Raw genomic sequence first — 13,321 nt, 5'->3', positions numbered from 1 at the left:
GTAGTCGGACGGGTTCACGTCGGAAAGCTTCTGCGTCGAGCGGATCGCCGCGCGGAACAGCGGGTCAGCCCAGAACGTCGCGTTGACCTTGTCCTCGAGGTCGAGCCCGTCCACCGGCGGCTCGCCTCCGGCGATGGAGGCAAAGGCGACGGGGAGGCCGGCAGCCAGGAATTCCTCCAGCGGATGCGTGACCTCCGAAAGGTAGAAGCCCGTCGGGCCATGTCCGGCCTTGTCGCCATGTGACGTCATCACGATCAGGACCGGTTTCATTCGGCGTCTCCTTTCGGGGAATGGGTTGCCCAGTCGGTATAGCCCCTGGCGGTGCCGCCATAATAGGCGTCGTGATCCACCGGGGTCAGCGGCCAGCCGTGGCGCATGCGCTCGACAAGGTCGGGGTTGGAGGTGAAGGGCGCGCCGAAGGCCGCAATGTCGATCAGCCCCGCGCCGATCATCGCATTCGAGCGTTCGAGATCCATGCCGCCGGCCAAGATCAGCACCCCGGAATAGGCGGCACGGAACTTCGCCAGGAAGCCGTGGGGCATGGCGGGCGCGCCGCGGCTGGCCTGGTCCATGATATGGACGAAGGCAAGGCCACGCTTGTCCAGCTCTGCGGCCAGCGTCAGGAAGGTGTCTTCCTCGCCCTCGAAATCGCCCAGCTCGTGCAGGCGGCCGAAGGGCGAGAGCCGGATGCCGACCTTGTCCTTTCCGATCCGCGCGATGCAGGCATCGACCACTTCAAGCGCGAAGCGGATGCGGTTCCCGACCGACTGGCTGCCGTAGCCGTCGGTCCGGTCATTGACCGCGCCGTTCAGGAACTGCTCCACCAGGTAGCCGTTGGCGCCGTGGATCTCGACCCCGTCGAAACCCGCGGCGACGGCGTTCTCCGCCGCCTTCGCGAAATCCCCGACAACGCGGGCGATCTCGCCGGTCTCCAGCGGTCGTGGTTTCGAGGCAGTGACGAAGCCCGGCGTGCTATCCTGGGTGATGCCGAAGGCCGAGGAATTTGCCGCCTGCTGGCCGGTCGAACTGACCGGGGCGGCGCCGCCGGGCTGCAGCGAGACATGGCTCATCCGGCCGACATGCCAGATCTGGGTGAAGATCGCCGCCCCCTGGTCATGCACGGCCGCGGTCACCGGCTGCCAGGCCGCGACCTGTTCCCGCGACCAGAGGCCGGGGCAGTCGGCGAAGCCCGAGCCTTCGGGGGAAATCACCGTGCCTTCGGTCACGATCAGCCCGGCGCCCGCGCGCTGCGCGTAGTAGCGCGCGGTTTCGCCGGTCGGCAGGTTGCCGGGGCTGCGGGCGCGGGTCATCGGGGCCATCGCGGCGCGGTTCTTGAGGGTGAGCCCGCCAAGGCGCACCGTGTCGAAAAGATCTGCCATGGGAAACCTCAGTTATAGGCGCCGGCCGAATAGGTCAGCTCGTAGCTGTGGGAGTAGAGCTCGAAGACGATGCCGAAGGGATCCTCGACATAGACCATGCGGTAGGGCTTCTCGCCGGGGAAGTACTCGCGCACCGGCATCCGCTGCCTGCCGCCTGCGGCCACGATTTTTGCCAGCAGCCCCTCGAGGTCGGGATCCTGGATCGCGAAGTGGAACAGGCCCACCTGGCGGTAGGGCAGGTTGTCCTCGGGCTTGCAATTCTCGGGGAACTCGAACAGCTCGAAGCCGATGCGGTCGGCGGTGGACAGGTGGGCGATGCGGAACCTGCCCCAGCCCGGTCCGAAGACATCGTCGCACATCACGCCGATGTCGCTGTCATCCTGGGCGATCTCGGTCGGCTCCATGATGACGTAGAAGCCCATGACATCGCGGTAGAAGGCCACGGCCGCGTCGAGGTCGGGCACCGACAGGCCGATATGGGAGAAAGTGCGGGGCGTGGTCCTAGTCATGATTGTCTCCTTGGTGCTGCCGGGAATATGGATTGGCCAAACCGGAACATCCAATTATCATTCATGCTCATGATGATAACGAAACGGGCGAAACGATGCTGAACGCGACCTGGCTCGAAACCTTCGCCACGCTCTGCGATGTCGGGCATTTCACGCGCGCCGCGGCCGCCATGAACATGACCCAGCCGGGCGTCAGCCAGCATGTGAAGAAGCTGGAGGCGCAGCTTGGCCAGCCGCTGCTGACACGCGACGGCAAGAGCTTCATCCTGACCCCGGCGGGCGAGGCGGTGCTGGCCATGGCGCGGCGCCGGCGGGCGGAAGAAAGCGACCTTCAGGGCGCGCTGCAGCATGACGACCCGGACCGGGGGCAGGTCTCGATCGCCTGCTCGGGGTCGCTCGCCCTCCTGCTCTACCCGCGCTTCATGGATCTCATGGCCCGCGCGCCCGCGCTTGCCATCATCCTCGAGGCGATGCCGCAGCCGCGCGTTCTCGAGGGGGTCGTTGCGGGGCGGTTCGATCTCGGGATCGTCGATCATTCTCCGGCCCATCCGCGGCTGGAAGGGCAGAGTGCCGGGCAGGACGAGCTGTGCCTCCTCCTGCCCGCCGGTGCCGCGCCACCGCGAAGCTTCGCGGAGCTCGACGCGCTCGGTTTCATCGCCCATCCCGACGGCTACGCGCATGCCGACGAACTGCTTGGTGCGAATTTCCCGGACGCCCATCCCGGAGCGGACCGGCTGCGGGAGCGCAGCTTCGTCAACCAGATCGGCCAGATCCCGGAGCCGGTACTGCGCGGCATCGGCTATACCATCCTGCCGCGCAGCGGCGTTGACGCGCATCCCGGCCGGGACCGCTTGCAGGTCATGCCGCTGCCGGTGCCGGTCCGGCACGAGCTCTGGCTGATCCAGCGGAAGAACCGCAGACTGCCGGCGCGCAGCCGGCGGGTCCGCGCCGTGATCACCGAGGCCCTTGCCGCCTTGTGAGGCGGGCGCGGACCGGGCGCCTCAGCCCTGCGCCGACCGCGCAGCGGCGACAAGGCCATTCAGCCAGTCCTGGTGGCCGTTGATCATCGGGTTCGGCACGGTTGCGGCCAGCGCCTGCGCCGGGGCGCCGTTCTGGGTCTCCTGCGTCAGGATCCGCACCCGGCCCGCCGCGAGGTCCTCGACAAGCCAGGCGTGGTGGACATCCAGCCGGTCCGCCGCCCCCGGTTCCCCCGACCAGCCGTGCCAGGCAATGCGCGCGGGCTGTCCCGGCACCGGCGGCACGCATTCGACGACGCGGGCGGGCACCGGGAAGCCGAAGGTGCGGAAGAAGAAGCTGTCGCCCAGATCCAGTTCCGGGCCCTTGCCGCCATGGATCTCCACGTCCGCGGCGTTGGGGTAGTAGTCCGGCCACCGGGCGGGGATTGCCAGCAAGGGCCAGATCTCGGCCGCGCTGAGGCCGGAGACGATGATTTCGTTCGAAGCGAAGTTGTCGGTGAAGCCGGGGATGAAGCCCTCGGGCCAGAGGATGTCGGACATGTGTCTCTCCATTGATCGGGATGCTGGAGATATCGCCGCCCATCGGATATAAGGCCAATCGCATCTTGTGACATCAGGTATCGCCATGGCCGATATCAGGACCTTCGACCTCAACCTGCTGCGCGCTCTTGCGGCGCTGCTGGAGACCCGCTCGGTCAGCCGCGCCGCGGACAGGCTGGGCGTCACCCAGCCTGCCGTCAGCGGCATGCTGGCCCGGCTGCGCGAGGCTCTTGACGATCCGCTGTTCGTGCGCACGCAGCGCGGCATCCTGCCAACTCCCCGTGCGGAGGCCATGACCCGGCAGCTCGCTTCGGTGCTGGGCGGCGTCGAGCAACTGTTGCAGGCCGAAACCTTTGATCCAATGCGCGCAAAACTGACCTTGCGGGTGGCCGCAACCGACTACGCGCAGCGGGCGGTGCTGCTGCCGTTCATTGGCCAGCTGCGGGAACAGGCCCCCGGCGTGCTCCTCTCGGTGCGGCCCGTGACGTCGGACTTCGCCCGGGACCTCGCCGAAGGCGAACTCGACATGGCCCTGGTCACGCCCGAGATGGCCCCGGGATCGCTGAAAGCGAGGACGCTCTTCGACGAAAGGTACGTGACACTGCTGAGGGCTGACCATCCGCGCCGCGCGGAGGTCGCGACGCTGGACGGCTTCTGCGCCATGGAGCACGCACTGATGTCGCATGACGGCACCGCTTTTTTCGGGCCGACTGATGCCGCGCTGGAAAAAATGGGGCGCTGCCGCAAGGTGGTGGCGAGCGTACCCAACTTTACCATTCTGATCGATCTCATCCGGCGCTCAGACATCATCGCCCTCGTGCCATCGCGTCTCGTCGCGGCGGAAACGGACGTGCTGGCCCTGCCGCCGCCGCTGCAGATCGACGGGTTCCGCAAGATCCTGGCCTGGCACGAACGGCTCCAGCACGACCCGGCGCAGAAATGGCTGCGGGAGCGGATGGCGGCGTCCGTGGCAGCCTGACGGCAAGGCATCTCAGGCGTCCTCCTTACCCGCACCAAGAGCGCGCAGCCCGGCCATCACGGCAAAGCTGTGCTCCCGCAGCGCCTCCGCGGCCGCTGCCGGATCTCCCCGGCAGATCGCCTCGATCTGCGCCATCCGTCTGGACAGCGCCGCAGCCAGCCAGCCCGGGGAACTCGTCACGCGGAAATTGTGCCGCGCGTTGAGCACCCGAAGCCGTTCGAGCGTATCCTGCGCCACGCCATGGCCAGAGAGCCTGGCGCAGGCCCTTGCCAGGGCACTCGTCGCCTCCGCGAAGGCCGTCACGTCGGCAAGATCTGCCGCCGCCTGCAATGCGCGGCCGATACCCCGCAACTCGGCTGCACCGCGGGCATCGATCCGCTCGGCGGCCAGCGTCACGCAGAGCGTTTCCACCAGCATCCGGATTTCCGCATTCTCGATGGCTTCCGGAATGCTGATGGCCCGGACACTTGCGCCGATGTTGGATCGCCGTTCCACGAGCCCCTCATGCGCCAGTTGCGCCAGCGCATCGCGCACGGCCCGGCGGCTGGCGCCGAACCGTTCTGCCAAATCGACCTCGGGCAGCCGCTGCCCGGGCACGAATTCCGATGCGCGGATGCCCCGGCGCAATGCCGCGGCGATCTGGTCGGCGCGCACCGCCGTCTGCCCTGCCTTCGTTCCCATGGCTACATGCCGAGATCCTCGTTCACCAGGATGACGGTGATCTTTCCCTGCTCGACCGGCTGGTTGCCGTCGATGATCGTGGTGTAGCGCATCACGCCCCAGCCCAGCCCGTCATCCTTGCTGTGCTTCATCCGGTGGCGCATGGCATTCACCGGGCAAGCGAAATCGCGGATCCGGTCTAGCGCGGCCTCGACATTGCGGACGATCTTGTTGCATCCGACTACCAAGATGACCTTCTTGGGCCCGAAGCACATCGCCGCCACGCGGTTGCCGGAGCCGTCGCAATTGACGATCGTGCCTTCCAGCGTGATCGCGTTGGTACCGGCCAGATAGACATCCGACAGCAGGGTCTGGCGCTGCATCGCGCGGCGCTCTTCGCGTGGCGGGTTGTGCCCCTGCGCATTCGTGCGGACCGGGTTTATGAACTCGTTGGTGCCGCGCTCGGTCAGCGCCTCGAACACGCCGAGCTGGTTCAGGGTGACGGAATCGCCCCGGCCAAGCTTCGCGCCGGCCGGGATAAGGTCGAGGAGCAGCGCCAAAGCCTCCTCCCTGGTCTCCACGAAATGGCCGTCCATGTATTTGGCCTTCAGGTTCTCAACCACCATTTCCGCCCGCTCGCGGTTGTACTGCCGGATTTCCTTGCCGAGATCGATATCGCCCATAGCCATGTCGCTATTCCTTCCTGTGCATGATCTTGTGCACAATCTGGTGCGCATCTCGCACCGGCGACATGCTTCATCACCCAGACGCAACGAAGCTGCACAAAATGCGACGGCGTGCCAAACTTTACATCAGGCCGCCGGCAATGGCGGTCCTGCCTTGCCGGAAATCTTCGCAGCTTTCGGCAATCACCTCGGCGAGGCGGTCGATCTCGGAAGTCGCAGTATAGAGGCCGAAGCTCGCCCGGCAGCTTGCCTCGATGCCGAATTGGCGGTTGACCGGGCGCGAGCAGAAACTGCCCGAGCGCACCGCGATGCCCGCTGCGTCGAGGGCAAGGGCAAGCGCCGCGGGCGCGGGGCCGCGCTCGAGCGTGAACGCGAAGAGCGGTCCGCGCCCGCGCAGCCCGCCGATGATGCGGAGCCCCTCCAGTCGGCCCAGCCGGTCCGCTGCATGGTCGCGAAGCCGGGTCTCGTGCGCGCGGATTGCCTCCATCCCGATGTCCATCAGATAGCCGAGCGCCGCGCCGAAGCCGATCTGGGGCACGATGGCAGGCGTGCCGGCTTCGAAGCGCAGCGGCGGGGCCGCATAGCTGACCTCCTCCAGCGTGACGTCGCGGATCATGTCGCCTCCACCCTTCCAGGGCCTCATCTCGCGGGCCCGGTCCGCCCGGATATAGAGCGCGCCCGATGCAGAGGGGCCATAAAGCTTGTGCCCGGTCAGGGCATAGAAATCGCAGCCAATTTCCTCGACATCGACCGGGGCGTGAACCGCGCCCTGGGCGCCGTCGACCAGCACCGGCACGCCGCGTTCGCGCGCGCCCCGGCAGATGGCCGCGACGTCGGTCAGCGTTCCGACGACATTCGACATGTGGGTCACCGCGATCAGCCGCGTCCGCGGCGTCACCGCGTCCATCACCGCCTGCGGATCGAGCCAGCCTTCCGCATCGCAGGGCACCCATTTCAGGACGGCTCCCTGGCGTTCGCGCAGGAAATGCCACGGCACGATATTCGCGTGATGTTCCATCGTGGACAGGATGATCTCGTCGCCGAGCCGGAGCCGCGGTGCCGCCCAGGAGTGTGCGACGAGATTGATGCCCTCGGTCGCGCCGCCGGTGAAGACGATCTCTTCCTCCGATGAAGCGCCGATGAAGCGCGCAATCACCCCGCGCACGGACTCGTAGCGCTCGGTCGCGATGGCCGACAGAGTGTGAAGCCCGCGATGCACGTTCGCGTATTCCTCGGTGTAAGCACGGGTGACGGCGTCGATCACGGCCCCCGGTTTCTGGGCCGACGAGGCGGTGTCGAGATAGGCCAGCGGATGGCCGTTCACCTCGCGGGAGAGAATTGGAAAGTCCTTCCGGACGGCGGTGACATCGAGCATAGCTGGGTCCTCCCGGTGCTTCGGATGTCCGGACCCTGTCATTCCTGGGCCGCGCCGGGAACCCCATAACGGACATAATCATCACTTCAATGGAGATCCCAACCCCTGGAATCTCACACTTCGGAAGGTTCTATATATATACTATTCCATTTATATTCAGCTATTTGACGTAGTTTCGATAACCTTCCTGAGATCCTGACCTGGGATCTGCCATCATAACTTCTCAATCTATCATCACAAAAATAGACCTGCTGTCGGCCGCAGGGGCGCTATTGTGGCTGCAGGGCCGCGGTGGGAGGGCCGGGAATGAGCGAGATCGGAAACGAAGAGACATGGGATGCGGGGCCGCTAGGCTGCGGCGAACTTGCCGTGCTTCTGCGGCTGCGGCTGAAGCGGATGCCGGGACAGGTGCTCCGTCTCGTCGCGACGGATCCCGGCGCACCTGACGACATCCCCGCCTGGTGCCGGATGACACGCAATTCCCTGCTCCGCCACGACCCCGCAACCAACAGCTTCTGGATCAGGTCCCGCGAGGACTGGACCTGATCCCGCCAATCCCTGGAGGAGATCCCATGCCGGGAAAATTCGTCGTTTCGATCAGCTGCGCGGCCGACAATGCCGACAAGGCGACCGTCGGTTTCGTCGTCGCCAATGCCGCCGTGGCTTCGGACAAGGAAGCCGTCGTCTTCCTGTCGATCGAGGGAACCCGCCTGTCGCAGGCAGGATATGCCGACGCCATCCACGAGGAAGGCTTTGCCCCGCTCGGGGAACTGATGTCGAGCTTCGCCGAGGCCGGCGGAGAAATCTATGTCTGCTCGCCCTGCTTCAAGAAGCGCGGCCTCGACGAGGACGGGCTGGTCGCCGGCGCAAAGATCGTCGGCGGCGCCAAGCTGGTGGAGTTCATGTCCGGGGATGCGCCCTCGGTCTGCTACTGAGGCCGCCGCCATGATCCCCTGGCGCCTCCTGTCCGCACTCTTCGCGGCCGCCTTCGCGGGCTACGTTGCCCTGTCCTTCACGCTCTTTGAAATGCCGCAGACCCAGGCCGCGGCCGAGGAATGCGGGTTCCTGCCGGGCGAATTCGTCTCGGCCGGCACCCTGACCTATGCCCGCAATCACGCCTTCGCCGTCAGCTTCCTGCGGAAGGAGGAGTATTTCACCGCCGCGACCGTCGGGCTGGCGGTGGCCTTCCTCGGTTTCGCCCTGTCCGCCGGCCGCCGCGGAGGTGCGGGCGCATCGGCCGGAATCGCCGCCGGAAGCGGCGTACTGGCGGTCGGCGCCCTGTGCATTTCCTGCCTGGCGCCGGTGCTGTCTGCCGTCGGCCTCGGCCTGGCTGGAACGTTTCTGGCCGGAGTCCCGAAGGCGCTCCTGTTTCTCAATGCACTGCTTCTGACGGTTTGGGGCGTGATGTTCCTGTCGCGCCGGTCCTCCGGTGCATCCTGCGCCCTCCCGGCCCGGCAACGAGCCTGACCACGTTCTCCGGAGATTGACATGAACCGTGTTTTGCCGCTTGCCGCCTGCGCCGCAAGCCTTGCCCTGCCGGCTCTCGCCGCCGACCCGGCCGCCCTGCTGGTCCCCGCGCATCCCGGCCTGCCGATCGCCCATCCGGTGACCGTGGCCGCGATCGCGCCGCCGCCCTTCTCGACGCCCGACCTGCGCGGCGTGAACCCGGCCTATGTCCCCGGCTTGCCCGGCCTCCCGCAGGGCTATGCGGTGAGCGACGACTTCGGCCGCAAACCGCTGAAATACGATGGCGTGCTGATTCGGCAAAGCCGGATCGAGAATGGCGAGGTGGTGATCCCTCCCGGCGGGCTGGCCTATCTGGAGGACACCTGGGGCGGCGAGGTCGCTCTGCGCGGCGAGGAACTGCCGCTGCTCGGGCGCCGCCCTGTCTATGTGGACTACGACATGTCGGTGGTGGTGCAGCATGACGTCACCCTGCCGGCAGGCGGCAGCGCCGTCGTCGGCGGCACGGTCTATACCTACGCGGCAAGCGTCGGCCACGAGACCATGGCCAACCACACGATCCATACCCGGACCATCGCGGGGACGGACTGGGAATGGGCCTTCGGCGCTCCGGTCCTCTCCGAGACCGAACCGGGCTGGTACGGCACGCGCTTCGCGGAACTCTACAACCAGGGACAGGCGTCACGCGTCACCCGGCAGTCGATCGACTTCGACTGGCTCTCCGGCGTGCGGATGGACCGGCTGCTGCTGGCGGACGAGACGGTCTTCAAGGGCCTTGCCGCGGAAGGCGACCGATGGGCCATCGGCGGCCGCGAGCTACGGGTTGCATCCATCGATGCGGCCGGGGGCACGGTGACGGTGGAGCTGTCACAGGACGGAAAAGTCATCGAATCGAAGGTTCTGGGTCCGGTCGATCCGGACCGGCTGATCGAGGACACCGCGGCGCGCAAGCAGCTGGTCTTCGAGGATGGCGACATCGTGGCCTTCCTCTCGCCCTGGCCGGCCCCCTTCGAGGGCGAAAGGGCACAGCTCAAGGTCTATGGCGGCGCCTTTTCGCTCCGCTATGGCGACGCCTATGCCGGGGATGGCCGTTTCGCCGTCTGGCCCGCGGGCTGCCCGACCGGTCACAATTTCGGCTTCATGCTGACCAACCGCGAGGAGATCCGGCTGTCGCCCGGCCAGGCCCATGACGGGCCGGAGGGCTATTTCCGGATCGTCGTCGACGGCCTGTCCGGCGATGCTGTCACAAGCTGGCATGTCGAGGACCGCGAGGGCAACCGGTCGCTCGATCTCGGCGGGCCGCAGGTGCACAACATCGACCTCGTGCTCGGCCAGGGCCGGGTGGCGGGCCAGGCCATCCTGAAGGATGTCGGGCGCGACCTTCTCGCCAGGACCTACGGCACCGCCGTCGCCGCGCAGACGGCAGCATTGCCCGAAGGCGCTCCGGCCCCGGCCGCCATGCCCCGTCCTGCGGCCGCAGCCGCCGGCGTTTCCGCCGGTTCCGGAGCATCCCCGGCGCTGTTTCTGGCGCTCGGCATCGCTGCAGCCGCTGCCTGCGGCCTCGGCTTCGAACTGGGCCGCCGCCGGGGCGGAAACGGCAGAGCATGACTGCCGCGGCCCTGCTCCCCCCGCCCGACGCCTCCTTCGACGGCGGCGACCTCGATTGCGGAAACGGTCTCCTGCTGCTGATCCGGCGCCATATCGACCCGCTTCCGCGCGGCGGCGTCCTGCAGATCCTGTCCACCGAGATCTCGGTGGAGGAGGACCTTCCGGCCTGGTGCCGGCTGACCGGCAACGAATTTCTCGCGATGGCGCGGGAAGGCCGCCAGCGCCGCTATCTGGTTTGCAAGGGCGGACTTGCGGAGCGGGACGCGCAGCGGCCTCGCCTCGACCCTGTTCCAGCGCGCACGGCATCGCGCAGCATCGCGCCTGTTCCGCCGGTTCCTGCGCTTGCCGTCATGGGCATGGGCTCCTGGCCGCGGCCGCGCTGGATGGCCGAAGCGGTCCATGCCCATGTCGAGGGACGGCTCGGCGAGCCGGAGTTCCACGCGACGGCCGACGACGCGGTCCGGCTGGCGGTGCAGGCGCAGGCCTCGGCCGGGGCCGACGTCGTCACCGACGGCGAGCAGCGCCGCGACAGCTATGCCAGCTTCGTCGCGACCCGCCTGGAGAACTGCCAGCTGATCCCGCTGACCGATCTTCTTCCGCTCGTCGACCACCCCGAGGAGTTCGAGGCCGAGCTGCGCGCACTTGACATCCCGGCGGGCGAAGTGCGCCATCCGGCGGTCTTCGGCCGGCTCGAACGCCGCCGCCCGCTCGCCGCGCACGAGGTCGATTTCGCACGCAGCCTGACGGACCGGCCCGTCAAGGTTGCGCTGCCCGGACCCTATCTCCTGGCCCGGACGATGTGGATGGAATGCCTCTCCGATCAGGCCTATGCAGATCGTGAGGAGCTGGCCGCCGACATCGTGACGGTCCTGCGGGCCGAGCTGGCCGAATGCCTAGAAGCCGGTGCCGCTCTGGTGCAGTTCGACGAACCGGTGCTTTCGGAGGTCGTCTTCTCCGGCCCGAAGGCCAAGCGCTCCTTCATGTGCGGCGCGCTTTCCGAAACCTTGTCGCCGGAACACGAGCTGGGCTTCGCGCGGGATCTGCTGAACGCCGTGCTTGACGGTTTCGCACAGGACCGTACGGCACTTCACGTCTGCCGCGGCAACTGGTCCCCGGACGAGAGCGTGGCCCTTTCAGGCGGCTATGCGCCGCTCCTGGGGATGCTGTCGCAGGTGCGTGTCGGCGCCTATCTGCTGGAAGCGGCAACGCCGCGGGCCGGCGGCATGTCGGTGCTTCAGGGTCTTCCCGACACCGCGCGGATCGGCGTCGGAGTGGTCAACCAGAAACTCGGGCGGACAGAGACGGAAATGGAGATCGCCGCCCGCATCGGCCGGGCCATCGGCCTGTTCGGCCGGGATCGCTTGCTTCTCCATCCCGATTGCGGCTTCGCCACTTTCGCCGACAGCCCGATCTGCTGCGGCAGCGGCGCCGCGGAGAAGATCGCCGCGATCCGCACGGCTGCCGACCGCTTTCTGCCCTAGCTCCAGGCGATCCCTTGCGCCGGGACCGCGTCCGGATGCGCTCCCGGTCCCGGACACGTCCCGTTTTCCTTCCGGCACTCAGAAAGGATGATATTCCGATGCCCACGTTCCGCCTTCTGCCCGTCCTGGCGGCCTTCCTTGCCACCGCCGCCTCTGCCGACACGCTCTATTTCTCCGCCATTCCCGACGAGGACGAAACCGCGCTGGTCGCGCGCTTCTCCAAGGTGGCCGAGTATCTCGAGGGCGAGCTCGGCGTCGATGTCGAATTCGTGCCGGTGAAATCCTATGCCGCCTCGGTCACCGCCTTCCGCAACGACCAGATCCAGCTGGCCTGGTTCGGCGGGCTCACCGGCGTGCAGGCGCGGATGATGACCCCGGGCGCGCGCGCCATCGCCCAGGGCGTCGAGGATCCGACCTTCATCACCTATTTCATCGCCAATACCGCCACCGGGCTGGAAAAATCCGACGCGTTCCCGATGGAGGCCAAGGGGCTGTCCTTCACCTTCGGCGCCCAGACCTCGACCTCCGGACGGCTGATGCCCGACTACTGGATCCGCGAGGAGACCGGCGGCGCGCCGGAGGAGTTCTTCTCGCGCGTGGGCTTCTCGGGCGACCATTCGCAGACGCTGCGGCTCGTCGCCTCCGGCGCCTGGGATGTCGGCGCGCTGAATTTCGCGGTCTATGACAAGGCCGTGGCCGAGGGCGCGCCGGAGACCGGGACCGCCAAGGTGATCTGGCAGACGCCGCCCTATCCGGACTACAACTGGACCATCCGCGGCGATGTCGACGCGCGCTTCGGCGAGGGCTTTGCCGACAAGGTCCAGGCGGCTCTGATCGCCATGACCGATCCCGATCTGCTGGCCAGCTTCCCGCGGGCGGGCTTCATCCCGGCCGCGAATGGCGATTACGAGCCGATCGAGGTGACCGGCCGCGCGCTGGGGCTGCTCGAGGAATGACTCTGCTCCGCCTCCGGGACGAGACGCTGGGCCATGACGGCCGCGCGGTGCTCTCGGAGGTCAGCCTGGAGCTGGCCCCGGGCGAGCGCGTCGTGCTGCTCGGCCGCTCGGGGGCGGGGAAATCGACTTTGCTCGCGGCCGCCCATGCGCGGCTGCGCGCGGCCCACCGGGTCGCGCTGGTGCCGCAGGAGCACGGGCTGGTGCCGCAGCTCAGTGCCGAGAGGAACACGCTGATGGGGCGGCTGGACGACCAGGGCGCGGCGGCCAATCTGCGCATGCTGCTGAGCCCGCGGGCAGCGGACCGGGCGGGCGTGGCCGCGGTGCTGGCCTCGCTCGGGCTCGAAGACCAGGCCCGCCAGCGGGTGGAGACGCTCTCGGGCGGGCAGAAGCAGCGCGTCGCGCTGGCGCGCGCCTTCTGGCGCGGCGGCGCGGTGCTGATCGCCGACGAGCCGGTCTCGGCGCTGGACGAGACCCAGGGCGCTGCCGTGCTGGGCCAGATCGCCGAGCGGTTCGAGACCGCGCTGGTCGCGCTCCATGACGTGGCGCAGGCGCGGGCCTTTGCCACGCGGATCGTCGGGCTGGCGCGGGGCCGGATCGTGCTCGACGCGCCGTCTGACATGATCGACGATGCCAGGATCGCGGCGCTCTATGGCGGCTGAGCGGCTCTCGCGCAGCGGCGTCGCGGCGGGCTTCTGCCTGGCGGCGGC

At 67.8% G+C, this 13,321-nt stretch carries 15 protein-coding genes and 1 pseudogene; 9 read left to right on the top strand and 7 right to left on the bottom strand.

All coding sequences use genetic code 11. The features are described from left to right. The 3 genes and pseudogenes from FGX59_RS34190 to FGX59_RS34180 form a co-directional block, all read right to left on the bottom strand. Positions 1-270 (bottom strand): annotated as a pseudogene (locus tag FGX59_RS34190) (type 1 glutamine amidotransferase domain-containing protein); the annotation flags it as partial. After that, positions 267-1,379, bottom strand: a complete 1,113-nt coding sequence (locus FGX59_RS34185; RefSeq protein WP_138472866.1) for an alkene reductase — start codon at positions 1,377-1,379, stop codon at positions 267-269. The gene FGX59_RS34185 and the pseudogene FGX59_RS34190, both read right to left, overlap by 4 nt. Before the next feature lie 8 nt (positions 1,380-1,387). Next, the gene (locus tag FGX59_RS34180) at positions 1,388-1,888 is read right to left on the bottom strand and encodes a lactoylglutathione lyase family protein (RefSeq protein WP_138472864.1); all 501 of its coding nucleotides are present in this window, start codon (positions 1,886-1,888) and stop codon (positions 1,388-1,390) included. Positions 1,889-1,983: 95 nt separating this feature from the next. Here FGX59_RS34180 and FGX59_RS34175 point away from each other — a divergent pair, with 95 nt between their 5' ends. Then, positions 1,984-2,868: a LysR family transcriptional regulator gene (locus FGX59_RS34175; protein ID WP_138472862.1), complete on the top strand. Its 885-nt coding sequence runs from the start codon at positions 1,984-1,986 to the stop codon at positions 2,866-2,868. Between the two features lie 21 nt (positions 2,869-2,889). On the opposite strand, the gene FGX59_RS34170 is transcribed toward FGX59_RS34175, so the two are convergent. Beyond that, positions 2,890-3,405 (bottom strand): SRPBCC domain-containing protein, encoded by a 516-nt coding sequence (locus FGX59_RS34170; RefSeq protein ID WP_138472860.1) that lies wholly within the window; start codon positions 3,403-3,405, stop codon positions 2,890-2,892. Between the two features lie 85 nt (positions 3,406-3,490). Here FGX59_RS34170 and FGX59_RS34165 point away from each other — a divergent pair, with 85 nt between their 5' ends. Continuing rightward, positions 3,491-4,384 carry a LysR family transcriptional regulator gene (locus FGX59_RS34165; RefSeq protein WP_138472858.1) on the top strand — a complete coding sequence of 298 codons (894 nt, stop codon included), beginning with the start codon at positions 3,491-3,493 and terminating at the stop codon, positions 4,382-4,384. Between the two features lie 12 nt (positions 4,385-4,396). Here the strand turns inward: FGX59_RS34165 and FGX59_RS34160 are convergent, their stop codons facing one another. The 3 genes from FGX59_RS34160 to FGX59_RS34150 form a co-directional block, all read right to left on the bottom strand. Continuing rightward, on the bottom strand, positions 4,397-5,065 hold the full coding sequence (locus FGX59_RS34160; RefSeq protein ID WP_138472856.1) for a GntR family transcriptional regulator: 669 nt from the start codon (positions 5,063-5,065) through the stop codon (positions 4,397-4,399). A 2-nt stretch (positions 5,066-5,067) separates the two neighbouring features. Beyond that, entirely contained in the window at positions 5,068-5,733 is a 666-nt protein-coding gene (locus FGX59_RS34155) for a lactate utilization protein (protein ID WP_171060972.1), read from the bottom strand. 118 nt (positions 5,734-5,851) lie between these two features. Next, positions 5,852-7,105 carry an aminotransferase class V-fold PLP-dependent enzyme gene (locus FGX59_RS34150; protein ID WP_138472852.1) on the bottom strand — a complete coding sequence of 418 codons (1,254 nt, stop codon included), beginning with the start codon at positions 7,103-7,105 and terminating at the stop codon, positions 5,852-5,854. 306 nt (positions 7,106-7,411) lie between these two features. Here FGX59_RS34150 and FGX59_RS34145 point away from each other — a divergent pair, with 306 nt between their 5' ends. The 7 genes from FGX59_RS34145 (at position 7,412) to FGX59_RS34115 (ending at position 13,273) form a co-directional block, all read left to right on the top strand. After that, a complete protein-coding gene (locus tag FGX59_RS34145) occupies positions 7,412-7,651 on the top strand; it encodes a sulfurtransferase TusA family protein (RefSeq protein WP_138472850.1) in 240 nt (79 codons plus the stop codon). Positions 7,652-7,677: 26 nt separating this feature from the next. Continuing rightward, positions 7,678-8,040: a DsrE family protein gene (locus tag FGX59_RS34140; RefSeq protein ID WP_138472848.1), complete on the top strand. Its 363-nt coding sequence runs from the start codon at positions 7,678-7,680 to the stop codon at positions 8,038-8,040. A gap of 10 nt (positions 8,041-8,050) precedes the next feature. Beyond that, complete coding sequence (locus tag FGX59_RS34135) at positions 8,051-8,572, top strand: hypothetical protein (protein ID WP_138472847.1); 522 nt, start codon at positions 8,051-8,053, stop codon at positions 8,570-8,572. A gap of 21 nt (positions 8,573-8,593) precedes the next feature. Next, positions 8,594-10,177, top strand: coding sequence for a hypothetical protein (locus FGX59_RS34130; RefSeq protein WP_138472845.1), 1,584 nt, complete (start codon positions 8,594-8,596; stop codon positions 10,175-10,177). Further along, positions 10,174-11,658, top strand: a complete 1,485-nt coding sequence (locus FGX59_RS34125; RefSeq protein ID WP_138472843.1) for a 5-methyltetrahydropteroyltriglutamate--homocysteine methyltransferase — start codon at positions 10,174-10,176, stop codon at positions 11,656-11,658. The genes FGX59_RS34130 and FGX59_RS34125 overlap by 4 nt, the downstream gene beginning before the upstream one ends. A 98-nt stretch (positions 11,659-11,756) precedes the next feature. Next, entirely contained in the window at positions 11,757-12,614 is an 858-nt protein-coding gene (locus tag FGX59_RS34120; RefSeq protein WP_138472841.1) for a putative selenate ABC transporter substrate-binding protein, read from the top strand. Further along, positions 12,611-13,273, top strand: coding sequence for an ATP-binding cassette domain-containing protein (locus FGX59_RS34115; RefSeq protein ID WP_138472840.1), 663 nt, complete (start codon positions 12,611-12,613; stop codon positions 13,271-13,273). The genes FGX59_RS34120 and FGX59_RS34115 overlap by 4 nt, the downstream gene beginning before the upstream one ends. Positions 13,274-13,321: the final 48 nt, after the last annotated feature.

It is taken from the genome of Poseidonocella sp. HB161398 (genome assembly GCF_005870025.1).
GTDB lineage: Bacteria > Pseudomonadota > Alphaproteobacteria > Rhodobacterales > Rhodobacteraceae > Mangrovicoccus.
This window is presented reverse-complemented; position numbering and strand designations above follow the sequence as displayed.

What these genes read in the sequence shown, in the direction of transcription:
- FGX59_RS34120 (WP_138472841.1), top strand. Translation starts at nt 11,757, where the DNA reads ATGCCCACGTTCCGCCTTCTGCCCGTCCTGGCGGCCTTCCTTGCCACC.
- FGX59_RS34185 (WP_138472866.1), bottom strand. Translation starts at nt 1,379, where the DNA reads ATGGCAGATCTTTTCGACACGGTGCGCCTTGGCGGGCTCACCCTCAAG.
- FGX59_RS34130 (WP_138472845.1), top strand. Translation starts at nt 8,594, where the DNA reads ATGAACCGTGTTTTGCCGCTTGCCGCCTGCGCCGCAAGCCTTGCCCTG.
- FGX59_RS34160 (WP_138472856.1), bottom strand. Translation starts at nt 5,065, where the DNA reads ATGGGAACGAAGGCAGGGCAGACGGCGGTGCGCGCCGACCAGATCGCC.
- FGX59_RS34150 (WP_138472852.1), bottom strand. Translation starts at nt 7,105, where the DNA reads ATGCTCGATGTCACCGCCGTCCGGAAGGACTTTCCAATTCTCTCCCGC.
- FGX59_RS34135 (WP_138472847.1), top strand. Translation starts at nt 8,051, where the DNA reads ATGATCCCCTGGCGCCTCCTGTCCGCACTCTTCGCGGCCGCCTTCGCG.
- FGX59_RS34175 (WP_138472862.1), top strand. Translation starts at nt 1,984, where the DNA reads ATGCTGAACGCGACCTGGCTCGAAACCTTCGCCACGCTCTGCGATGTC.
- FGX59_RS34180 (WP_138472864.1), bottom strand. Translation starts at nt 1,888, where the DNA reads ATGACTAGGACCACGCCCCGCACTTTCTCCCATATCGGCCTGTCGGTG.
- FGX59_RS34145 (WP_138472850.1), top strand. Translation starts at nt 7,412, where the DNA reads ATGAGCGAGATCGGAAACGAAGAGACATGGGATGCGGGGCCGCTAGGC.
- FGX59_RS34170 (WP_138472860.1), bottom strand. Translation starts at nt 3,405, where the DNA reads ATGTCCGACATCCTCTGGCCCGAGGGCTTCATCCCCGGCTTCACCGAC.
- FGX59_RS34125 (WP_138472843.1), top strand. Translation starts at nt 10,174, where the DNA reads ATGACTGCCGCGGCCCTGCTCCCCCCGCCCGACGCCTCCTTCGACGGC.
- FGX59_RS34115 (WP_138472840.1), top strand. Translation starts at nt 12,611, where the DNA reads ATGACTCTGCTCCGCCTCCGGGACGAGACGCTGGGCCATGACGGCCGC.
- FGX59_RS34140 (WP_138472848.1), top strand. Translation starts at nt 7,678, where the DNA reads ATGCCGGGAAAATTCGTCGTTTCGATCAGCTGCGCGGCCGACAATGCC.
- FGX59_RS34155 (WP_171060972.1), bottom strand. Translation starts at nt 5,733, where the DNA reads ATGGCTATGGGCGATATCGATCTCGGCAAGGAAATCCGGCAGTACAAC.
- FGX59_RS34165 (WP_138472858.1), top strand. Translation starts at nt 3,491, where the DNA reads ATGGCCGATATCAGGACCTTCGACCTCAACCTGCTGCGCGCTCTTGCG.